We start from the raw sequence: 22,463 nt of genomic DNA, 5'->3' as shown, positions 1-22,463 counted from the left end.
CCGCCCCGATCGTCGTCGCGGTGGGGTGGTGGACCGTGAGCGAAAATCCGTTCTCGACCGACTGGCGGTGGTGGCGCATCCACGCTGCCGACGACGTAAATACAATGGGGTCCCCGGCCCCCTGGACCGAGAACGAGCAGCCGGACCTCCTTAACAAACTGAGCGAGCGGGCGCGCGCGATCCTTCTCCATCCCGATACCGGCATCCTCTACATCGTCGGCGACCGGGATTTCCTGGGTGACGACTTTTTCGTTTATACGCGAACTTGGGTCGCTCGCGTGGATCCGCTCACCGGCGCGCTGCTCGGCTCGCCGTGGACGTATCCGTCCGGCGAGCTACGTTCCCGGTTGATCCGCCGTTCGGCTACACCTCGCTCGCATGCTTCCCGAGGGACACGCCGCGGAAGACGTTGGTGGCGAGCCGCTGCTGAGTGTCCTCCTGTTTCAGAGTCTCCTGCCAGAAGGCCGGTGCGAGCTCGAGGACTCGGCGCCGGGGCCACGACGGAAGCAGGCACAGCAGGTCGCGGAGGTATGCCAAGGGCTCGATCCGGTGGAGCTGGCAGCTCGCCAGGAGCGAGACGAAGAGCGTGTTGGCGCGGGCGCCCTCCTCGCTGCCGAGGAACAGCCAGTTCTTGCGGCCGATGACCTCGCGTCGGAGGTTGCGCTCGGAGATGTTGTTCTCGAGGGGCAGGCGGCCGTCGCCAAGAAAGCGCTGCAGCGCGATCCGCTGATTGCGGGCGTAGCCGAGGGCCTTGACCAGCGGCGTACCGTCGAGGGCGAGCGCGGCCTGCTGGTCGCACCAGAGGAAGAATGCGTCGACGATCGGTCTCGACTTTGCCTGGCGGACCGACTCTCGCTTCTTGCGGGGCGCCGTCGCCAGTGCGCGCTCGATCTTGAAGAGCGCCTTGATCAGCGACAACGCGTGCCGGGCCAGCTCCGGCTCCGATCCGAGGCACTTGAAGAAGTACCTCCTGCAGTGGGCCCAGCAGCCGACCTCGAGGACGTCGCCGGTCGCGTACAAGTGATCGTAGACCGCGTGGGCGTCGGCGACGAGATAGCCCGCATAGCCCTTCAGGAGCCGGTCGACGGCCTCGCTGTCGTGGGCCGGCGAGAAGCGAAAGAGGACGTGGCGCTCCGGCGCGACAAGCACCCAGAAGTGGGCGCGCTGGCACTGCTCCTTCGCCTGCACGAGGACGCCGGTCGCGTCGGTGCAGAGATAGGGCTGGGTGAAGGCGTCGGCAAACATGGCCTCGACGAGCGGCTCGACGAGGTCCGCGAGCTGCTCGTGCCAGCCGCAGATCGTCGAGCGCGCGAGCTGGAGGCCGTCGCGAGCGTAGAGCGCCTCGAGGCGGTTCGCGGGCAGGTGGTCCTGCCAGCGATGGACGATCGTGTCGGCGAGAAGGCCAGGGCCGGCGAGGCCGCGCTCGATCGGCAGCTCCAGGCGCTCGGCAATCTGCACCGCCGGTGCCTCGATCGTCCGGTCCTCGACCGTGCCCAGCGCCTCGCCCTTGCGGACAAACTTCGGCCGGACGATCCGCGCGACGACGAGCGAGGCCGGTCGACGTTCGACGACCTCGCTGACGACCTGGCCGATCCGCTGGAACGCGTCGAGGCCCTCACGCACGACCTCGGGCGGCAGGACCTCGATCTCGACCCGCGGGAGGTTCTCGGGCAAGGGGCGGCGACCGCGAGAGCGCCGCCGGGCAGGCGCAGGACGATCGACCTCCGGGTCGTCGGCGTCTTCATCCTCGGCGTCGTCGAGCTCGACCTCTTCCTCGACCTCCTCGACGACGACGTCGCGGCCGGCGAGCATCATCTCGAGGATCTGCAGCGCGAGCTGCGGGTCGTCGCCGGCGGCGAAGCGCTCGGCCTTCTTGCCGACGACGATGCCCTTCTCGAGCAGCTTGCAGCGCTCGAGCAGCTCCATGTACAGCGTCTTGTACCGCTCGCGCTCGGCGGTCAGCTTGCCGATCGCGTCCGCATGCTCGCGCATGCGGCTCTCGAGTTCATTGCGGACGAGCTCGACCTCGGTCACGCCTCCTACGTACGCTTTTGAGCATTCACGTCAAGAGCGATTTCGACCCTCACGGCGCGAGGTTCGCTCGACGCCCCGCAGCAGCTCCGCGAAGCCCTTCGGGTCGACGACCACCGAGCGCTGCGCCGGCTCGTCCGCCGCCGGTACGCGGAACAGCGCCCGATGCAGCCGCTTGTACATCAGGCAGTAGCCGTTACGGTCCCACCACAGCACCTTCACGCGATCGGACCTGCGACTGGCGAACACGAAGACCGCCCCGCCGCGCGGGTCCTCGCCGATCACCTGCCGCACCGTGAGCGCGAGCGCATCAAACCCGCGCCGCATGTCCTGAGGCTCCGTGCATACGAAGATCCGCACCGATGCCGGGATCATCGTCGTCCCTCCAGCACGTCGAGCACGCGCCCGAGCATGTCGGCCTCGACATGGCCAAGGATCCGGAGCACCACGCGCCCGACCTCGAGCTCGAGCACGCCGGGCTCGCTCGTCATCGACGCGGCGACCTCCTGCGTCACCTCGACGAAGCCGGCCTCGCCCGTGCCCTGGTCGCGTGCATCGGCCCGCGCCGCATGCAGGCGCCATTTCCACCAACCCAGGGTGTGTGGATTGACCCGGATACGCGCCGCGTACTCCTTGCAGGTCTGACCGCTGGCGATCCAGCCGTCGACCCGCTTGCGCCACGTCGCCTCCCCCCTCGCGCTCATGGCTTGGCCTTCGCCCGCGCTCGCGCCGCCCGGTCTCTCGGCCGCATCGGTCGGAAGTCCAGCCGCAGCGCACCGCCGAACGAGCTCGCCTGCCACGACATGTCGCTCGGGATCAGCAGCGCGAACGTCCCTCGCGCCGGCGGCTCGGGCTGCAGCACGACCGCGCCTTGGTCACCACGATCTTCATCACTCTCTTTCGACATTCAGCCTCCGAGGCCCTCTTGTAGGTCCTCGGCTGGCACCTTGTCACGACGTAGCTCGCCGGACGCTTACCCGTGGACGGCGTCCGGAGATGCTACTACGAACACGATGCGACAATGTCCCTTGCCTTCTGCGGTGAGCGCCTTATCGGGTCCGGCTGGACGCAACGCACCCCAATCAACACGAGCAAGCGGCAGCAGTTGACCCGATGGATCGAGTTCGACGGAACCTCGACCCACAGGATCGCCGAGTCTACGCCGAGCGAAGGTTTCGGCGCCGCTTGCGACCGCGAAGGAAAAGCGGTCGTGGCTGGGAAGCGCCAGTCGATCGACCTTGACGCTCAGGTCTTCGCCTTCATGGATGCCGAAGGCCCACGCATCCCCTATACGTTCCACGTTGAGGGTGATGATGCCGCTCTTGGCATGGCCTGCGATGTGCGAGGATTCTGCGCGTGGCCGGGATACCGCACTGCCGACGACCATTCAGTCGGAATCGTGCAAATCCACCACCCGTAACAGACGGCTGTCCTCATTGAGGAATCTGAAGATTCTCGCAGAGCGAGACGACCTCGTCGACGAAGGTGTCAAACGGCTCCACATAGCTCGACTCGCAGATCGAGACAAAATGTCCGTGCTTGACACTGTTTGCGAATTCGCGCAGTGGGTTCGGCTCTTCTGTAGGCTCGAAAGGCTTGCACAGATTCCCGAAGCCAGCATCGACATCTGTGGAGAACACGAGTACGGCGTAAGCGTCCTCGTTATCGTGCTTTGCATGGCGAAGCGCCTGAAGCCAGTCATCCATGGTGCCTTGGGAAAACTGGTCATACAGATCGTCGAGCAGCGTGACGACGAGGAGAGCGTCCTTGCGGAGGAATCCGGCATTACATCCTTCGGGCCCGCTGAGCTCGTCGCTGATCGCTTTGGCCATTGACTCACGAGTTGACGCGATTGCGCCATTCATTCCGGCCTGGATGATACACTCGAACGAGCTCGTAAAATCGGGATCCTCACCGAGGATGTAGCGGTTGCCCCCGAATAGCTCACAACGGCGATTGCTCGAACCAGTGCCCGCCGGGAACGTGACGCCGGCCCCAAGCCTCGTGTCGCAAGCATCAAGTTGAGCACCGCAGAGAGGCGGTTGAGCGTTATAGGTGCAATCCGCGGCATCCGCACAGTTACTGCAAGGGTCCATGTAGAAACCGCCGGTAGGGCTGGCTGACAGAACGTGCACGTCAAACTCACCGAGCTGCCCCTGGATCTTATTCATGAACCCCGGGAAGGCGTCGGCGAGCTGCTGCTGTTGGTTCAGCATCGTGCCCGAGGTGCTGATCACGAAGAGGAAATCGATCTTCCCGTTGCACCCGACCGAAGGCGTGGAGGCGTCGGGTACGGGCATGTCGAGCTTGGGGCCGTCCTGCCCCGTGCTCGTCGAACCCGACCAGCCGGACGAGCTGGTGGACGACGTCGAGCTCGAGTCCGGCTCCGCGCTCCCCCCCGTCGAACTGCTCGAGCTGAGAGGGACCGTCGTCACTCCGGGATGGCTTGGGTCCGAGAATCCGGTCGCGGCATCCCCGCCGTTGCAGGCGACGGTCAGACCGATGAGGACGGCAAAGCTGAAGAACCCGGGCCGCACACGCTTACTGTAGCGGAAGTGCGCCTCCCTGTCACGTGTCGACCGCGCGGGAGGCCGTCATCGGCGCGTGCGGGCGCCTGACGACAAGTGCGGGCCCTGAGCAACAACAGAACGCCAAGGGTGCGCTCCCGACTGGCGGATGAACGACGGTACATGTATGCCGCGTACACCGGGAACTGTCTTTATGGACAGATTAGGACTCGAAGGCATCAGGGCGAGATCCACATGCATGCCGCTTATGCGATGGGCTGTCTTTATGGACAGGAGCGATGCTCGACCCAGAACCTGGTGTTCGACTCAAGGAACGCGTACACCCCGGACATAGCCGACCAGGTGGCCCCCCTCCTCGCGAACGTTCAGGAACAGCCACATATCGCTGCGCCCTTCCTCCTTAGTCCATAGGGGCAGTTCGACGCACCACGAAACATAGCCCGAGGTGGGTTTGAACGCATCCATCTCGTCAAGGCCATGCTCGGGGATCGCCACGAAAGTGGCCGGATACTCTCGAAGGGCGAGTTTGAAGTCCTCTCTGTCGCTGCCGGGTTCAAGACGGATCCGGTCCAGGTCGCGGTCCGCGATCTGCTGGATGATCTCGCGAGTGAGATTGCGGAGGGAAGTGTCGGTCATTTTCGGTTCTTCGGGATGTTGGTTCGCGTTGTCGGGGTCACGCCCAGCGAACCGAAGTACTGATCCGCCTGCTCGATCGCTTGGCGAGCTTGCTGAGGGGTGAGACCCGCCTTGCGCAGCGCCTTGTAGCCGATCCGGCGCTCCGACGCATACGTGCCGCCGCCTGCCTCACGCTGCACCGTCGTTGCCCTGTGGTGCGGCGAGCCGGGGAGGTGCGCGCCTCCCTCAAGGACGATAGCGGGGGCCTGCGACCGGCTATACCCCGGGAGGTTCTCGACGGACTTGTTCTGGATGATGTGGTGGGCTTCGGTGCCCGGAACGCCAGGCGATCGCAGTTCACGGTAGGTCCCGAGCTTCGGCCCCGTGTACTTTTCGATGGCCTTGGCCGCCTCGGAGTAGTCGCGGCGCTCGACGCGCTTGGCGGCGTCGGCCACGTTGTCGGCGCCGCGGACGTAGCGGTAGACGTCCTTCGCGTCGCCGGCGCTGACGGGCAGCGCTTCGGAGGCCAGCGAGACCAGGGCGACCCCGCGATCGACCCACGAGGACGCCGGGTTCACGACGGTCCAGGCGTCGTCGACGATGCCCATAAAGGCGTCGAGGCCGTTGCCCCCCTTGGCGATCGAGCGGCCGGCCTTGGCGAGCTTCGACCAGAAGCTGTGGCCGTCCGGGTCGACATTGGCGACCGGGTTGTTGGCCGCGTAGCGGTAGAGGTTGCGCTCGCCGGCGTTGTCGAGGTCGGCGGCGGGCTCGTACAGGAACCGCGGGTCCGGCGTGGCCCAGCGGCCGAGCGCCGGGAGGTAGTGACGCGCGCCGACCGTGACCGCGCCGGCGAGCGCGAGGTCTTCCTTGTCGGTGAAGCGGTAGGTCGGGCCGGCGGCCTGTCCCTCGCGCCACGCAGTGTGGGGCATGCCGTAGGCGGTGCTCGCGTCGCGGGCGACGACCTCGCCGTGGTGGTCCAGGACCAGCGCGGCGCTCCCGAGGCGGTCAGACACGTGCCACCGCGTCTGCGTGTCCGGGAGGAGCGACGCGGCGCCGGGCTCGTGCCGGCAGCTTTGCGCGCCGAGGCCGAGCGCGAGCACGGCGGCGAGGCGCATGAGCTGGGGCCGCGAGCGGGCGACGCCGAGGGCGAACAGGACGAATGCGACGAGCAACGCTGCGGCCGCGGGCCGGTATCCGCCGCGGGGGAGCTTCGCCGGGGCCTCGGCGATGCGCTCGCCGCCCCAGGTGATCCACCGGACGATGCGGCCGTCGCGGACCTCGACCGCGGGGGTCAAATAAAGCGTCTCGTGGGCCAGCGCGCCGGCGGCGGTGTACTCGCGGCGGATCGCCTCCCGACCCGCGTGGTCGTAGACGTGCTCGGTGCGCCGCCCGTCCGCGGCGACGAACGACGCGAGGTGGTCGTGGGGGTCCCAGCGCCAAGTGCCGGGGGAGAGCGGGCCGTCCCCCGCGACTCGCGTCAGCCGCCCGGCGTCGTCGTAGGTGAGGTGCTGGCCGTGCGCGTCGGCGACGGCATGCGGATGCACTCGGTCGTAGGTGAACTCCGAGCCGGCGAAGCTCGAGAGGTTGCCGTCGTCGGTGTATGCGAATACCTGGACCTCGCCGGCCTCCTCGGCGCGCACCAGGCGGTGCTGGTCGTCGTACTGGTACCGCGCGTCGAGCGAGGGGCTGTGCGGCGTCGGACCGACGAGGTCACGCGTCTCGCCGAGAAGACCCGCGGCGTCGTACGCGTGGGTGAGCGCGCGGAGCGTGGCGACGTCGGTGACGACGCGCTCGCCGAGCTGGCGACCGGCGTGGTCGAGCTCGCGGGTGCGCGTGACGCCGTTGGCCAGGTCGATCCGGGTCCACCGCCCCGCGGCGTCGAGCGCGGCGCCGTCGACCCAGCCGGCGAGCGGCTCCTCGAGGCCGCGCGCGGTGTACTGGCGCTGGAAGCCGCTGCCGTCCGGGTACTCCTCGCGCAGCGGCCGGTTCTGAGCGTCGAAAACGGTTCGCGCCGTCAGCGTGACCGCACCGGCCTGCGCAGTGAAGCGACGCGCCTGGAGGTTGACGTTGCCGCGGGCGTCGTGGCCGATCTCGAGGTGGCCGGCGTCGTCGTCGACGCGGCTCAGATAGCCGCGGTCCCAGGGGCCGGGGCCGTCGTAGGTGCGAGTCGATTCGCGGGCCGTCGTGCCCGCGGGGGTGAGCGCGAGCTCGTGTACGAGCCGGCCGGCGCGATCATGGGACCACCGCACGCGGGCGCCGGTGGCGGTGACGCGTTCGATCAGGCGGCCCGCGTCGTCGTAGCGCTGGACGATGTGGCCGGCGTCGGGACTGTCGATCGCCGCGAGGCGGCCCGCGCCGTCGTAGGTGTAGCGGCTCTCGTGGCCGGCGGGATCGGTGTGCGAGGCGACGCGCCCGGCGGCGTCGAAGTTGTAGCGGTCGCGAATGATCCGATCGACCAGATGGGACTCGAGCGTCGTGGTGCGTCCGAGCCCGTCTTGCAGCCGGAGCTCCGGGGTGTCGGCGTATGGCGGTTCGGGGTGGAGATCTTCGTGCTCTCGATGCTCGCTCCGCAGCGGGCCGTAGGTCGTGACCGTGTCGCGGCCGTCCGCGTCTCGGGTGTGCGTGATGCGGCCGAGCGCGTCGTAAGCGTGACGTACTCGCGGCCAGTCGGACGCTGGCGTCGGCGGCTGCCCCGGGGTGAGGCTGGAGGCGGGCGCCGCGTGCGGCATGAACCGCTCGGCGATCTCGCCCTCGGCGGTGTAGACAATGGCCTCCCCGACGATCGCGGCGACACCGGCGTCATCGGAAGTCACCCGCGCGAGCGAGCGGCCCAGGCCGTCGATGTGTTGAATGCTCGTCTCGATTTCGGGCGCGCCGCTGTGCTTGCGCAGCTCGGTGACGACCGCCGGCGCGCCGGCGTCGCCGGCGAGGAAGTAGCGATAGCGGCGGGTCGGCAGCTCCGCGGAGTCGCCGTGCTCGACATCCGCGACCAAGCGGCCGAGGCGGTCGTACTCGAACGAGCGCGCGGCGCCGTTCTGCGCCACGACCTGCGTGGGGTGGCCGATCGCCGGGTCCCATGCGGCGCGCGTCGTAAGAGCCTCTCCGCCCTCGAGCAGGAGACGCTCCTCGATCGGGTACAGGCCGTCCACGTCGTAGCGGCGCTCGAGGGTGCCGTCCTCACCGTCGCGGATCCGGGTGACGTTGCCGTGAACGTCGACGCGCTGGCGCAGGGTCGGGATCCAGGTGTCGCTCGCGAGCCAGGTCTCCACGCGGCGGACGACGCCTTGCGCGCCGAGATGGCCGAGCGGCAGGCCGCGCTCCTCCGGGCCGTCGTAATGCGTGCGCGTGGCACTGACCTGGGTGCCGTCCGCGTCGGCGATCACGGTCTCGGCGATGCGGTCGCGCGGCGCGTCGGCCGACGCCGCAACCGCATAGGTGTGTGTGGTGATTCGCTCGTCGCCGGGGATGTCGATGCCGGTCATTCGGTCGACGCGGCCGAGCGCGCGCTCCTCGAGCACGTTGCCCCACGCGTCGTGGTCCCACTCGGTCCGCGTCCGCACTGCGGCGGCCTCCGGCCCAGCCTCAACGTGGTAGGTGTCCGTGGCGCGCCGACGCACGGCCCGGACGCCTGGCGCGAGCGCGTCGACCTCGAGTTCGTGCTCGTCGCGGACGAGCACGCCGCGGGGGCTCCGCGTCTCGCTGGCCACGAGCTGGAGCTTGCGCGCCTCGTCGCCCTGGCCGAGGTCGTAGCGCTGAATCTCGGTCGCGGCCTCGGTGAAGGCGTCGCCGGGGCGCTCGGTCCGCAGCTCCGCGAAGCCGCGGAACTCGCCGCGCGCCGGATCGTACCAGCCGTCCCGCACGTGGTGCGCCGCCGCCCGCGTCCAGGGCGTGTGCGCGTCGGCCTCGCGCGACTCGGCAAGCACCGGCGTCGCCGTCGGCGGCGTGAAGGCCCACCCCTCGCCGGCGTCGGCGTCGGCGAGCGCAAGGGCGGCGGCGGTCGTGTAACTGAACGCGTGCGAGTAGCTGAGCGCCGTCTGCACGCCCACGAGCAGACCCGGACGAGCCCCGATCGACCACACGCGCCAGGGATCGGAGCCGTCCGTATCGATCCGGAGCACCTCGATCGTCCCGTTCGCGTCCACGTCGCTCAGGACGAGGACCTCGTCGGCCTGTACCTCGGGCCAGGTCGCGGTGAGCGCGTGGGCGAAGCGCCCGTCGAGCTGGTTGACGTGGACCTCGAGGGCGGCGCCGAGACGGACGAGGTCCGCGGCGCCGTCGCCGTTCACGTCGGAGAGCTCCCAGCGCTCTTGCTCGATCATCGCCGGCACGCCCGCGAACTCCACCGGGTCGGCGAAGAGGCCCCGCCCCTCGCCGCCGGCGACGAGGACGCGGCTCTCGCTCTGCATCACCCTGACGAGCTCGGGGATCCGGTCGCCGTCCATGTCTGCGAGCTGCACGCCCGGGTCGCCGAGGCGCATGCCGGCGGGCGGCGGCGCCACCGCTTCGGCCGCGAGGTAGCCCGGCTGGTCACGGTGGCGCAGCCAGATCCAGCCGTCCGCGTCTTCGTGCCGCAGGACGTCGATGCGACCGTCGAGGTTGAGGTCGACGACGGCGACCCGCGGATCGGCGAGCTCGAAGCTAACGTCGAGCGTGATCGGCGTGACCTCGCCGAAGGGCGCGCCGGTCTTCGTCGTGTACGCCCACACCTCCCCGGCGTTGGGTTGCGCGAGCAAGTCCTCGATGCCGTCGCCGGTGAGGTCGGCGAAGCGCGCGGACTTCGTGAGCGCGAGCGCCGGCGAGGGGATATCCGTCCAGGTCGCCGCGAGCGAGTCGCCTCGCCCCTTGCGATAGCGCCACGCGCCCGGCGACGCGTCGAGGAGATCGGGGAGCGCGTCGCCGTCGATGTCGACCCACGCCCGGCCATCGGCGGTCGGATCGAGCGCCGGCGCCCCGGCGAACACCGCGACGCGCGCCTCCTCGGCGGCCCCCGTGTAGTCGAGGCGCCAGGACGGGAGCGCGGCCCCGTCGCTGGCGACGGTGCGGATCGTGGTCAAGCTGCTGGAGGGCCTCCACGCGTCACTCGAGTACTCGAGGGTCGTGGTCCGCACGACGGCGCCGTCGAACTCGGTGGCGATCGTGCGCAGGCGGTGCCGCAGCTCCGTCGCGAAACCGGGGGCGCGCGAGCGGACGATGTCGGGGCGCGCCTCGTACTCGAACCGCACGGCGGCGCGGCCATCGTTGTAGCGAATCGCGGCCAGGAGCGGCAGGGACCCTTCGGGGCGGACGTACTGGAAGTCGAGGCGGTTGCCATGGGGATCGGTGACGGCGGAGAGCTCGAGGCGATAGACGTTGCCGTTCTCCTCGAGGCGGGCCTCGGGCTCGAGCCCGAAGAGGTAGCCCGTCCCGTCCGTCGTGACGGCCGACATGGCGCCTCCCGCCAGCGCGCGGACGACCACCGGCGCGCCCTGCTCGATGCGTTCGCGGTAGATGCCATCCTCGACCTCGACGAGGTCCTCGCCACCGCCGAGGCCGCGGAGCTTCCAGCGGTCGGTGCCGTCGTAGCGTGGGAGTCCCCCGTGGAGGGAGCGCTCGACAGCGGGCTGCTCCAACGACCAGCCGAGGCCGACCGGACCTGCGCCGCTGCCCGCATCGTACTGGAGCGCGAGTTGGGGATCGAGGCCGGCTCGCCCCGGGGGCACTTCGAGCGCGTAGCGAATCGACGGGAGCCCGCTCGCCGCGCTCACGTCGTACCCTTGGCCGTGCCCCTCGATGGTCGCTGGACCCTTGGGGAGATTGATCGCGGTCGCTAGCGTCGCGCTGGTGTCGGCATGGACGAGCGTCGGGGCGAGCCAGGCGCCGAGCGCCAGCACGCCGATGAGGGAAGACAGCGATGCACGCATGACGGTCCTTTCGAGAGCGGCGACGTGGAGCCGCGGTTAGAAGCGCAGATCGAGCCCGAGAAACAGGCCGCCTCGGCTGGGGCGCAGCAGCGGAGCGAGTCGCGGCGGCGTGCGGGTGAGGTGGCGCTGACGATCCTGCTCGTCGAGCCACTGGCGATAGCGGTCGCGCCTGCGCGTGCCCTTCACCAGCAGCGGAATGCCGACCGCTGTCGAAACGACGCCGGGCACGACGAGATAGTTGGCCGCGCCGAGGAGAACATCGGCCACCGGGAGGTCGTCCCGGCCGAGGCCGACCGCGAGGAACGGAATCCCGATGGCGAGCGCCCCGCCGCCGAGGGCGGTCAATGCGATGCCGACCCTGCGCAGGCCCACGCCGTCGTCCTCGGCATAGGCGGCGCCGTACTGCTCCTCGAGCGCAGCATAACGAGCCCTCATGCTCGCGGCGGCCGAGGCCGTTCGCGGACTCCCGCCCTCGGCGGGTGTCGAGACGAGGAGGAGCGCGAGCGCCACAATCGGGGCGAGAAATGAATGGTTCGCGGGCATCGTGAATCCCTTGATGAACTTAAGGCCAGGCACTCACGCGAAGTAGGATGAGTGCTCCTCGCTCGGCCGGACTCGACTGTCCGGCTGGACGCGAACCGACCTCGCTATGACCGCCAGGCGTTCCGGGCTGACCAGCACGAGGAAGCGGCCCTCGCGGCGGACGAGGCCCTTCGCTTCCAGTTGCCGAAGCTCGAGCGCGGCGGTCTCGCGCGTCATGCCCGCGAACGCGGCGATCTCCTGCTGGGGGAGGCGCCACGGGAGCCGGCACCCCTCCTCCGTGGCGATGCCGTGCGCCGCAAATTCGAGGAGGACCGCGGCGACCTTCGACCTGGCGCTCTTCGTGAGCGCGGAGCACAGCCGCCCGGCAGAACAAGCCTGGCGCTCGATCAGCCGGGCATAGAGGGTCCGTTCCAGGCCGACGTGAGCGTCGAGCAAGCGGCGGAAGTCGTCCCGCGGCAACTCGGAGTAGACCACCGGGGTCGCGGCGAGCGCCATTGTGTCGCGCGTCCGCGGTGCCCAGCAGCATTCCTCGCCGAGAAGGTCCCCGCGGTGATGATGGGCGAGGCCGACCGCGCCACCGCCCCCGTCGACGTGAAGCTCGTTGACGCGGCCCTCGTGGACGAGAAACACCTGACTGGCGACGTCCCCGGTGAGATACAGGACGTGCTGGCGCCGAGCCGACCCGAGGTACCCTCGCTCCGCGAGGGCTTGAAGCTGGCCCTCTCCGATCCCTGCGAGGATGGGATGCGACTGAAGGAGCTCGAAGTGCCGATCTGTAGACACGCGGACCTGACCTTTCATGCAGGAACGAAAAGGAAGGCCGCTGCCCGCACGGGAGGGGGGAAGATGCGTGCGGGCAACGGCCGCGAGGGAACTTCAGCCGCAGCTCGGGGTGAACAGCCCTTGCCCGTGCGGGGCGAGCGTGCCGGCGCGGTGGCGGAGGCGCAGGACGACGTCGCTGATGCGGCGGATGTCGAGGTCGCGGTTCGCCGGCGCTCGGTCCGCGGCGGGGATCGTGAGCGTCCACTGCTCCCCGTGGACCGGCCACGCCGCGAACCCCCAGTTCGCGCCGGCCGTGCCCCAGTCGTTCACGCCCGCCTGGATCACGAGCTCGTCGCGCTCGAAGCTATACGGGACATACGCGTCCCAGTCGGGCAGCTCGACGCCGTCACAGCGGCGAACGCCGGCGAGCCCCTGGCGGGTGAGCATGACCTCAGCCTCGGCGTCGCCGAGGTAGGCCATGTCCGAAATCGCGCATGAAGCACGCAGGCGCAGGTAGCGGTGGATAAACGCCAGTTTAACCATCGCGCCGAAGTTGATGGCTTTCTTCTCGAACCGGGTAGCGATCCGGCGTGACTCCTTGAGCCAGCCGATGAGGCACTCGATGATGCTTCGACGCCGGTACGCGGCCTTGTCGAATGCGACAGGCCGAAGGGAGCGGTCCTCGTTCTCCTTACTCGGGATTATGGGCTTGATGCCGAGCTCCAACAGGTACTGGTCGACCCAGTTCGCTCGGTAACCCTTGTCGCCGGCGAGCGCGACGGGCCAAGCCATCGGTGTCCCGTGTTCGTCGTGCAGAGTCTCATCGGCGCCGCAGAGCAAGGTGTCGACCATCGTCTGGTCGTGGATCTGGCCGGCGCTGAGATGGAAGTGGAGGGGGTGTCCGTGTGCGTCACACAGGATGTGGATCTTCGTGCCCCAGCCACCCCGGGAGCGCCCCAGCGCGTGATCCTTCGGTTCTTCTGGGTTCGTCGATTTTCCCCCCGCCGCTGCTGCAGCGAGCCGCGCGGATCGACGTGCCGTCGATGCACCAGAGCTCGGCGGGGGGGTCGTCATGCGAAACCACGCAGCTGCGGAGTCGTCGCAGCACCTCGTCGAACGTCCTGTCTTGGTTCCACTTGTTGAAGAAGTCCCACGCAGTCGACCATGGACCGAACTCGATCGGAAGATCACGCCACGGCGCTCCTGTGCGGAGCACCCAAAAGATGGCGTTCAGGATCGTCCGGCGATCTCTCGCGCGCCGTCCCGTCTTGCAGTTGCGAGTCGGAAACAGGTCCGCGATCAGGTTCCACTGGTCGTCCGTGAGCTGGTGGCGGGGAACGCGGGGCGTCATGTCCCCGACCAGATCAAGAAATCCCGATGTCTCCAAGAAACTGGCGTTTTCGGGATTTCGGACATGGCCTAGTCGCCGATGAGCTTCACCTCGACCTGCTCGAGGCGGTCGTCGCAGAGCGACGCCGAGAACAGCGCGTGCTCGAAGGCGCTGAGCGTGAACGGCAGGTGGACCGAGCCGTCCGGCGCGCGGTGCAGCGGATCCGCGAGGAGCGCCGCGAACTGCTCGGCCGGGGTGGCCGGTGAACCGTCGACGTCCGGGATGTCGGAGGTCATGCCGAAGATGTCGGCGCGCAGGCTGACCTCCGTGACGTACGCCTGGGGAGCGCCCTGCTCGAGCCGATAGTCCTCCGCGATCGTGTCCAGGCACGCGAGGATGTCGACGAAGTCCGCGGGCGCTCGCGCAGCGGCGAGCGAGCCGCGGAGCGTCGGGAACTCCTGGTTGAGGTGGTACTCGAGCGCCCGGAGTGCCAGGTAGACCCGGCGCATGGTCTGCTCGCGCGCCGGCAGGACGCGGCCGGCCGCGGCGAGGCGCGCCGCGAGGAAGTTCGGACGCTTGAGCGGGTTGTCGGGGCTGTCGTCCACAAGTAGACCGACCGCGTTCGCCTGATCGATGAGCAGCGCGCCCACCTCCTGGAACGCGCTCGACATCGCCGTCATCGCGGTGTCCCGCGCGAGCTCGGCTTCCTTCACTTCGATCTGCAGGAGCAGCGCCTCGGAGCGCAGGTTCTTGACGCGCGCCTCCGACTCGGCGCGGCGGACGTTGAGCTCGCCGGCGCGGATGATGGCGTCCATCTCGGCGTTGATCATGCGCAGCTCGAGATCCTCGTTGCGGCTGAGCTCGTCCATCTCGCCCGCGAGTTCGGCGTTGGCCATGATGCTCTCGCACTGGTTGTCCGTCGCGGCGACGTGCGCCGCCTTCTGGGCCTCGCACTGGTCTCTTGCCAGCACCAGACCCCGCCAGTCGGGCGTCGAGAAGCCGAAGACGCCGGGCCCGGAGAGCAGCGCCTGCTGCGTCTGTTGCTTGCACCCGGCGATGAGGGACTGGTACTCCGCGTTCGCGCTGGCGCGCACGCGGGTGCATTCGGCGATCGCCGCGGCCTGCTCGGCGGCCGACCGCGCCGTGCCGTAGTAGGTGACGACGTTGATGATCTTCCCCTGGGCGTCGGCGACCGCCTGCTCGAGCTCCTCGTGCGCCGCGAGCTCCGCCGCGAACCGCTGCTCCTCGACCTCGACCGCATCGAGGTTGTTCTGCACGGCCTGTGCGGCGTGGTTGATGCGCAGCGTCGTCGCCTCGATGTTCGCCCGCAGCTCCGCGATCTGGCCGCCGTGATCCCCGCAGGTCGCCAGATTCGGGGCATTTTCGCCGGGAAGGCTGCCGCAGTAGCCGCGGAGCTTGCTGCCGTACTCGTCCTGGATGCGCAACGCGGTGGCCGCGAGGCCGTGGGACTTGGTCTCGTAGTCGCGGATCGCCTGCCAGGCCTCCGCCGTGATCTGCTCGAGCAGCTCGAGGTCCCCTGTCGCCAGCTCTCTAACCGCCTCGAAGTTGGTCCGACCTTCGGTGATGTCTGCCTGATCCAGGGCGAGCGGCACATACGCCGCCGGGTAGCCGAACCGGCTCCCGCCTTCGGCGAGCTCCGCGTACGCGCCGGCGAGCGTATCGAGCACGCTGCCGAGCGCCTGAAGCCCCGGAGCCGCGTTCGCCTCGTCGGCGAGGCGCTCCGCCAGCTCGGCGCTCGCCGCATGCATGGCGATCATCCCCAGGCGAACGGCCGCGCGGAGATCGGCAGCATCTTGACCGGCGCGATGGCCGAGCCGGGCCCACGCGGCAGTCGCCCGGGCGTACTGGGCCAGCAGCTCGAGCGGGATTGTGCGCGCGCGTGCCAGGGAGTCGTAATCCGCGTTGTCGGCGAGCCACTCGAGGCTGCTCGGGTAGACCGGCGCCAGCGTCGGCGCCAGCGCGGCCGCGAGGCGCGTGCGGCTCGACGCGAGCAGCTTCTGCTCTCGCGCGAGCGCGTCCGCGACGGGCTCCCCGAGGGAGTCCTTGAACGACAACGCGACGTCGACCTCCGTCTCAAGCGCGAGCAGCGTGGCCGCTCGCCCCTCGTCCGCTGAGAACGTCGCGGCCATGTGGGAGAAGGCTTCGCCCCAGGGCCCGGGGGTCTGCGCAGCGCCGGTCCGGAAGAGCGCGTGGGCGCAGCGCATCCCGTCGATGTCGAGGCAGGTTCGGCCATCGTCCCCATAGTTGGGCGTCTCCGCCGTGCAGTCGGTCCAGGTGTCGCTGCCAGCGGGCGGGCTCACGTCCTGGCCCCCCTGCAGCGGGGCGAGGACTGCGTCGATGTTGAACGTCGCCTCGCGGAGCGCCCCGGCGCACTCGATCCGGTCGGCGGCCGGGCAGCCGCCGGTGGCGCAGGCGCTGCAGGCGGCGCTCGGCTCGACCAGGGTCTGATCGGTGCCGAACGACTTGCCGAGCAGCGCGCAGGCCTCGAAGTCAAGGCTCGGTGGCGCGAGCCAGGCGGGCGCGGTCGCATCCTCGGGGACATAGGCCGCCGGGAGCACGAGGCCGCCGAGGGGTCCGCGACGCCGCAGCACGAACGAGCCCTCGAGCTCGACAGGCGCGGGGCGCATGCCCGTGAGGGTCTCGTGGACCGAGCCCGCGATCTGGTCCGCCGTGTGCTTGCCGCTCAGGACAAATTCACGGCCGAGCTCGCGGGCGATGGGACTGTGTCGCCAGTCCTCGGCGGGGAGCCGATCCCGCAGTACGACCACGACGTCGCCCCCCGCGGTCCACGTCCCCGTGACGACGACCGGCAAGGGCCACAAGGGGCTCGCGTCACCGCGGACACGGCCCGCGATCGTTCCGTCGTCCCTGAAATCGAGCTCCAGCGCCAGCGCGGCGCTACCCAGGCCGACGTCGCCCGCCTCGTGCTGCAGCGCCCCCTCGAAGTAGCCGGGCTGCGGCAGGCCCTCCACTTCAATCGACCACAGGAGCGTGCCACCTCCAGCGACGATCTGGACCGGGAGCATGCGATCATCGGGCGAGATCTGGGCCCAGTCGAGAGCGACAACTCGACCTCCTCGTCGGCTCCGAGCACGGCGGGCCCCGGGTCGAACGTCAGGGCCGGACTCCCGGCCGCGAGACGGTACGTGAGAGGGTGCTGGCCGTCATTGCGGAGGACGGTGGTCGCCGCGGGATCCCCAGGACGGACGATCGTCGTGCGGGTCGCCAGCACGGGCACCGCGGAGAGGGCGAGCGGCGCCTCCTCGTCGCCGATGCAACGTCCGTGCGCATCGCATGTGCCCCCGTCGCAGGCGTCATCATCGAGGCAGCCGTCGACGCACACCCGGAGCTCGCAGTAGCGGCCCGCGCCGCAGTCCGCGTCGAGCAAGCACACCTTGCCGGGCGGCCTGGTGGTCGCGGGCTGGAGAATGTCGAATGTCGTGTCCGACGACGTGCCCGGTGCGTGGGCAACATCCGTATGACAGGCGAGAAGACAAGAGAGAGCCCATGCGGCTCCCCGGAGGTAACGCTTACTCATGACACACCTTTCCCGTGACGCCTGAAGCGGCGCGATCGAGCGAACAAACTCGGCGGCGGCAGCCGTCGTCGGGCGCCCGGCGCGGGCGCGAGGTAGATCAGGAGGCGCGCGCCTCCAGGCTGAAGAAGAGGGTCGACGCGCCCGGGGCCTCGTCCTCGCCGGTGAGATCGGGCCGCTCCCGTGCGATAATCTGGTCGGCGAGGCTGTCAGGGGCCCCGAACACGTGAACCAGGCCGAGATGCTCGACGACCCAGATCTCCGAGCGCACCCGCAACGTGTCGACGATCTCGACGCGCGCCTCTCGCGAAAGCCCGGCGCTCACCTGGAGCGCGGGACGCAGGATGTTGCCCAGGTCCGCGCGGGAGGCGAACGCGCCGCGGTAGTTGCCGCGCCCCCTGTGGGCCTCCAAGGTCGCCGGCACTGGCACCGAATCGTCGAACATCACGAAGCCTCCGGCATGGGTGGTTTCTTGGCACCCGACTCGGCAAAAGCGATGAGGCGCTCGAGCTCGGGCTCGCTGCGATCCATCCGCTGGCTTGATGCGGGCGGGCCCGACACAGGCCACAGACCATGACCACGAGTGCCCCGCAGGAGATAGGCGGCGCCATCGGTGGCCACGTAGAAGATGCGGCTGCCGCAGGCGTACAGCCCCGCCGGTAACGTGGCGCCGCACCGACTCATCGGCTCCCTCCACCTGCTTGGGAACGGCGAGCTCGCGGGGCGGGCTGCGGCTCAGCGTCGCATGCGCAGGCTTGCAATCCCTCAAGGTCGAGGAGGGCGATGACCTCGCCGCGTCGTACGATGAAACCATCGCGCTCGAGGCGCTGCAGCTCCACGGCGATCGTCTCTCGCGTCGCGCCGACAAGCGCCGCGAGCTCGCGCTGGCGCAGCCGCACCGCGCGATGCTGCGAGCGACACCCCTGCTGCTCGCCCATATCCAGCAACACCGCGGCGAGACGAGCACGGACGCTGCGGTTCAAGACCGAGAAAGTGCGACGCAGGGCGGCATCCCGGTGCGCGATGGCCTGCTCCATCAGCGCTCGCTCGACGCCCGGGTGATCGTCGAGGAACAACCGAAAGCAGGCGCGAGCGAACGCTGTCACCAGGGCAGGAGCGACCACCACGGCGTCGTCTTCCCAGTTCGTCGCCGTCCAGAGACAGCCCTCGCCGACGACGTCGCCTGATCGGCGGATATCGATGGTGATCACCCGATGCGGGCTCGCGCGACGGCCGAGCGCGATGCGACCCGCGTGGATGAGGTAGACGTGCTCGGCGGGATCGCCGGGCGAGTGAATGACGCTCCCGGGGGGATGCTGGCGGGTATCGGCGGCTTCGACGAGGAACGCCAGGCTCGATGGCGGCAATACCCCAATCGCTAGCCGACGAAAAAAGTCGTGGACGGGTTTGGCGTGCATGAGCCCCATCTCCACATGCAGGCTGTCAGTTGGATCCACCCGTGGGGCCGGGACCTGGGGGCCACATCAGTCGGCGTGAGCACAGGTGCCGGTCGACCAGCGCCGCGAGCTCTCGCGACACCAGACGGACAGCGGAGCGGCCCACAGGCTCAGCGTCTCGAGGCAAGTCCTCCTGGATAGGCTGGAGGACGAGAGGGACGTCCGGCGCGCTCAGCAGCCACTGGGCGCCGGTCGCATCCACGTACCACACACGCGTGCGGTTCATGTAGAAGCCCGACTTCCGGCGCCGAACTTCATAGATCGTGACCGCGAGCTCATGTTCGTCCTGGTTCGGAGGTGGCTCGGAATCGCCCATTACGAGAGTATCTCCGTGAAAACCAGCGAAAAGCTACAGTCATTCATCATGCTAATCAAGATTAACTTGCAGTAAAATTATGGGTCGCGCTACCCTCCGTCGGAGTCATGGAGCGCATCCGCCCTGGGGTCTGCCGACCCTACGAGCCTCCCGGCGCTGCCCAGGACAAGGCCATGACGCATGACGATTCGCCGCCGCGTGTCCTACGCTTCGCTACCCCCGAGGAGCTCACCGAGGCGCTCCGCGCAGGGGACGTACTTGTGGTGCGCGAGGCCTTTCCCAACATCTACGCCACGACCGAGCAGGTCGCAGCGGCTGGTGAAATCGAACGCGGATCGGTCGGTGACTGGGTACGCGCGGGCCTCTTGCCGATCCCCGAGGGCAGCGGCGGGCGCGGCAACAAGTCCAGGTTCCCGCTTTTCGCGGTCACGCTCGCCAAGTTCATCCGGGAGCAGCGAAAGCAGGGATTCGGTCTTCTGGACCTGCGCCCCATCATGGTCGCCACCTTTTGCCCGCGGATCCTTGAGGTACTACCAGACCCGCGGCGGTCGCGTGCCACACTCGCAGGCGGAAGCAACAAGAGCGCTCGCAAGCCTGACACGTGAGCGGCGACGCCCGTCCTCGGCGAGCTCATCCCCCAGACGGCGGTCTCGGCGCATCGGGTCGTTCATCGGTCTGCGTGCGCCATGCACATTCCCGACCGGGACCACGGTCTCGCCGTCGAAGGCGCCGGAGCTGATCTCGAGTAGATGCACGTTCGTGACGTCGGCCTCACAGGGTGAATGCACGGCTCCCGTGCCCGCTTGCGTGCATCCAGCTCCGCGGCGCCGGAGGCCCTGTGCTGCCTCGCCGATCTTGCGCGGCGCGCCCGGCGGCGCCGTGTTCTCCCCCTGAGTTCGCGCTCGACCAGCCCGTGCCCGCGGCCGCCGCTGAGAGAGACCCGGTCGGCAACAGTTGGACCGACCCAGTGCTCGGCTTTGACGGCATCCGCCACGTCGTCGTCTGGAGCCGCGGAGTCGACAATGACCCGCACCTGGACAAGCGATTCACCATGCGGGTCACTGCGGGTCACCCGCCGGCGTCATCCTCGACCCGGGCAGAGTCCTCCTCGCCGAGTACGACGGCGATTTCGATAGCTTCAACCGCGTGGACATCGCGGCCAACAACACCGGCGCGACCGTGGCGTGGAGCCGCGACGGCACCGACGACGGCGGTCTGTTCTGGCGCGACGTCGAGCCGCCCGGATCGTCGTCGACGGTCCGGTCACGAGCAACTCGCTGCTTCCCGGCGCGACCGGCGTCGAGGTCGCTTTGGCCGCCGCCGACGGCAGCGGCGGCGCCCCGGTTGCGCGGAGCCGGCGGGTCGGACCCGCTCGATCCCGCCGGCCATCCCCGATCGAGCCGACGAGGTCGCCGTCGCCTTCGACGGCGAGAACTACCGAGCACGACTACGTCCAAGCGAAAGCGAAAGTCTCGACAGCGGCGTTACGCCGCGGATGAGGGCCGGCGCGGAGCGCGGCCGCTCGCGGGATGCTGGCCGGCGTGGACGCTGGTGAGCGTGGCAAGTCCGTTGCCTTCCTTGGTGCCGGGACATTAGGACGATGAGCTCCATCGAGGCCGTCCTTGGTCCTGAGACGCCTTCGTGGGGCGCAGCCGAACGCGTTCGCTACGGACAAGCTGATCGGCGGCGGCGACGCAGGTGAAGGCGTCAACTCCGAGTTGGGGTTCGGAGGCCCAGCTGAGCCGGGGGGCCGACCCATGCTTGGGCGTCTCTATACCCCGCGTCCACGTCGAGGCTTTCGAGGTACTCGGCGTTGGGCCGACGGTGCTCGCGCGCACCACACCTCTGACGTGCCGACCGTTTTTCGAGCTCGACGAGTCCCGCACCGCGAGCTCGAGCGTCACCACGAGGGGCCGCATCGAGACCCGCGTCGACATTCTGCGCCGAACTTCCTCCCGATGATCGAGCACAGCGACGTGTCGCGCGTCGCCGAGGGGCTGCCGCGATGGGTCACACAGACCGCCAGTGGCCAAGGCTCGGGCGCGCAGGGAGGCCCTTACTCGGGCGCGTGCGTGCTTGAGAGCGGCTGGCTCTCAATAGAGGCCGGTGGCGGCGACCTCGCCGGCCCCGACGATCTCGCCGGGAGCTTCGACATGGCAAGCCTGCAGGGAACCGCGCCGAGCCGCAGGGGACCGCGTCGAGCCGCAGGGAACCGCGCCGAGCCGCAGGGGCCCGCGGCGACGACCTTGAATTCGGTGGATTCCGCGAAGTTAACGCCCGACGCCCAGAGCATCGACGAGGCGAGGATGAGCAGCACCTTGACCCCGAGGACGAGGACGTAGCCACGGCTAGGACCTCGTTTCTGGCCGAAATGGTTTTCGCACGGTTTCATGGGGACCTACAGAGCCCAAGCGCGGCCATAACCTCCTCGAAAAGTCCGAGTGCTCGGCGAACGACGAACTCGAGCGGCCGCCGCGCTCGTACCGCTGGCGGATGGCTTCGTAGAGGTCGAGCGGCTCGTCGTGCGGAAGCAGGAACAGCCGGGCATGACGGAGCCCCGGGAGGTCGGACCGGGGCTCGGGAAAGCGCGAGGCGGCGGGCTACTCGGTCGCAGTCTGCTCGGCGGCGCGGAGATTGGCGAGGTGCTGCCGGTGGGAGGGGCAGGGTACGGGGCCGTGCCCATCGCGTCGGTCCACGTCGCGTCGGTCACATCAGCTCGGGCCGTCGACCGCGTGGCCTCGAGGTCGCGCTGACGTCGACGCCGGGCAGCTTGTTCTGCCGGGCCCGGCGGCACTCCGTCGAGCACGTCTTCTGCCGGCCTGCTGCCGTCACCGCCGGCATGAAACAACGACGGCACTCGGTGCAGCAGCAAGCTCAACCTCGGACGCGAAGGGTGCCCGGGGGCACCCTTCGGGCAACCTTGATTCGGCAAGGGTGCCCGTCGCTAAATGGGCTCAACCTCGGCCCAGTGGGCCCTGTCGGCGAAGCGCCTGACGCGCGTACACCCTGACCCCCTCAAGCCCTGCAAGCGTCGATCGATCTACCGAACTGTCCCTCGCACTCGCCGCTCCAGCAGGTTCGCGGGGCCGATGTACTGTCGGAATCAACGCGAAGCTCAACCTCAGACGCGAAGGGTGCCCGGGGGCACCCTTCGGGCAACCTTGATTCGGCAAGGGTGCCCGTCGCTAAATGGGCTCAGCCTCGGCGCAGGCGGGCCATCTCGGCGAAGCGCCTGATGCGCGTACACCCTGATCACCCTCTACGCTCTGCAAGCCTCGATCGATACATCGAACGGATCCCGCACTCGCCGCTCGAGCCGGCGCCCGTTTGGCCTGTACGTCACGCGCCTGCGGAGCTGTGATGTGCCGCCATCACGACCATTTACCCGCCGTTGCTATCATCACACTCATTGAACGCGGAGTGCG

Annotated in this window: 16 protein-coding genes and 1 pseudogene; 4 read left to right on the top strand and 13 right to left on the bottom strand. The window is 69.1% G+C overall.

Annotated features, from left to right (window positions below):
- Positions 1 to 363 precede the first annotated feature (363 nt).
- Genes tnpC through tnpA form a run of 3 tightly spaced genes read right to left on the bottom strand, consistent with a single transcriptional unit; the run spans position 364 to position 2,831 of the window.
- A complete protein-coding gene (gene tnpC / locus O0S08_RS37175; protein ID WP_269032853.1) occupies positions 364 to 2,034 on the bottom strand; it encodes an IS66 family transposase in 1,671 nt (556 codons plus the stop codon).
- Between the two features lie 30 nt (positions 2,035 to 2,064).
- Complete coding sequence (gene tnpB, locus O0S08_RS37170) at positions 2,065 to 2,406, bottom strand: IS66 family insertion sequence element accessory protein TnpB (protein ID WP_269032852.1); 342 nt, start codon at positions 2,404 to 2,406, stop codon at positions 2,065 to 2,067.
- Positions 2,403 to 2,831 carry an IS66 family insertion sequence element accessory protein TnpA gene (gene tnpA / locus O0S08_RS37165; protein ID WP_269032851.1) on the bottom strand — a complete coding sequence of 143 codons (429 nt, stop codon included), beginning with the start codon at positions 2,829 to 2,831 and terminating at the stop codon, positions 2,403 to 2,405. The genes tnpB and tnpA overlap by 4 nt, the downstream gene beginning before the upstream one ends.
- 221 nt (positions 2,832 to 3,052) lie before the next feature.
- Here tnpA and O0S08_RS37160 point away from each other — a divergent pair, with 221 nt between their 5' ends.
- Entirely contained in the window at positions 3,053 to 3,451 is a 399-nt protein-coding gene (locus O0S08_RS37160) for a hypothetical protein (RefSeq protein WP_269034209.1), read from the top strand.
- A gap of 13 nt (positions 3,452 to 3,464) precedes the next feature.
- Here the strand turns inward: O0S08_RS37160 and O0S08_RS37155 are convergent, their stop codons facing one another.
- Positions 3,465 to 4,247, bottom strand: a complete 783-nt coding sequence (locus O0S08_RS37155; RefSeq protein WP_269034208.1) for a hypothetical protein — start codon at positions 4,245 to 4,247, stop codon at positions 3,465 to 3,467.
- 10 nt (positions 4,248 to 4,257) lie between these two features.
- Here O0S08_RS37155 and O0S08_RS37150 point away from each other — a divergent pair, with 10 nt between their 5' ends.
- Positions 4,258 to 4,581: a hypothetical protein gene (locus tag O0S08_RS37150; RefSeq protein ID WP_269034207.1), complete on the top strand. Its 324-nt coding sequence runs from the start codon at positions 4,258 to 4,260 to the stop codon at positions 4,579 to 4,581.
- Positions 4,582 to 4,865: 284 nt separating this feature from the next.
- Here the strand turns inward: O0S08_RS37150 and O0S08_RS37145 are convergent, their stop codons facing one another.
- The 9 genes and pseudogenes from O0S08_RS37145 to O0S08_RS37110 form a co-directional block, all read right to left on the bottom strand.
- The gene (locus tag O0S08_RS37145; protein WP_269034206.1) at positions 4,866 to 5,195 is read right to left on the bottom strand and encodes a DUF7668 domain-containing protein; all 330 of its coding nucleotides are present in this window, start codon (positions 5,193 to 5,195) and stop codon (positions 4,866 to 4,868) included.
- Positions 5,192 to 11,074, bottom strand: a complete 5,883-nt coding sequence (locus tag O0S08_RS37140) for an FG-GAP-like repeat-containing protein (RefSeq protein ID WP_269034205.1) — start codon at positions 11,072 to 11,074, stop codon at positions 5,192 to 5,194. The genes O0S08_RS37145 and O0S08_RS37140 overlap by 4 nt, the downstream gene beginning before the upstream one ends.
- A gap of 36 nt (positions 11,075 to 11,110) precedes the next feature.
- The gene (locus O0S08_RS37135) at positions 11,111 to 11,650 is read right to left on the bottom strand and encodes a hypothetical protein (protein ID WP_269034204.1); all 540 of its coding nucleotides are present in this window, start codon (positions 11,648 to 11,650) and stop codon (positions 11,111 to 11,113) included.
- A complete protein-coding gene (locus O0S08_RS37130; RefSeq protein WP_269034203.1) occupies positions 11,651 to 12,418 on the bottom strand; it encodes a Crp/Fnr family transcriptional regulator in 768 nt (255 codons plus the stop codon).
- 75 nt (positions 12,419 to 12,493) lie between these two features.
- A complete protein-coding gene (locus O0S08_RS37125; RefSeq protein ID WP_269034202.1) occupies positions 12,494 to 13,453 on the bottom strand; it encodes an IS5 family transposase in 960 nt (319 codons plus the stop codon).
- Between the two features lie 43 nt (positions 13,454 to 13,496).
- Positions 13,497 to 13,730, bottom strand: a pseudogene (locus O0S08_RS51420) (transposase); the annotation flags it as partial.
- Positions 13,731 to 13,798: 68 nt separating this feature from the next.
- Positions 13,799 to 16,756 carry a hypothetical protein gene (locus O0S08_RS37120; protein ID WP_269034201.1) on the bottom strand — a complete coding sequence of 986 codons (2,958 nt, stop codon included), beginning with the start codon at positions 16,754 to 16,756 and terminating at the stop codon, positions 13,799 to 13,801.
- Between the two features lie 609 nt (positions 16,757 to 17,365).
- Complete coding sequence (locus O0S08_RS37115; RefSeq protein ID WP_269034200.1) at positions 17,366 to 17,710, bottom strand: hypothetical protein; 345 nt, start codon at positions 17,708 to 17,710, stop codon at positions 17,366 to 17,368.
- 235 nt (positions 17,711 to 17,945) lie between these two features.
- Positions 17,946 to 18,683 (bottom strand): Crp/Fnr family transcriptional regulator, encoded by a 738-nt coding sequence (locus O0S08_RS37110; protein WP_269034199.1) that lies wholly within the window; start codon positions 18,681 to 18,683, stop codon positions 17,946 to 17,948.
- Between the two features lie 528 nt (positions 18,684 to 19,211).
- Here O0S08_RS37110 and O0S08_RS37105 point away from each other — a divergent pair.
- Complete coding sequence (locus tag O0S08_RS37105) at positions 19,212 to 19,643, top strand: MerR family transcriptional regulator (RefSeq protein WP_269034198.1); 432 nt, start codon at positions 19,212 to 19,214, stop codon at positions 19,641 to 19,643.
- A gap of 1,353 nt (positions 19,644 to 20,996) precedes the next feature.
- Positions 20,997 to 21,380, top strand: a complete 384-nt coding sequence (locus O0S08_RS37100) for a hypothetical protein (protein WP_269034197.1) — start codon at positions 20,997 to 20,999, stop codon at positions 21,378 to 21,380.
- Positions 21,381 to 22,463 lie beyond the last annotated feature (1,083 nt).

The sequence above is a fragment of the Nannocystis punicea genome (assembly GCF_026965555.1).
Taxonomy (GTDB): Bacteria; Myxococcota_A; Polyangia; order Nannocystales; family Nannocystaceae; genus Nannocystis; species Nannocystis punicea.
This window is presented reverse-complemented; position numbering and strand designations above follow the sequence as displayed.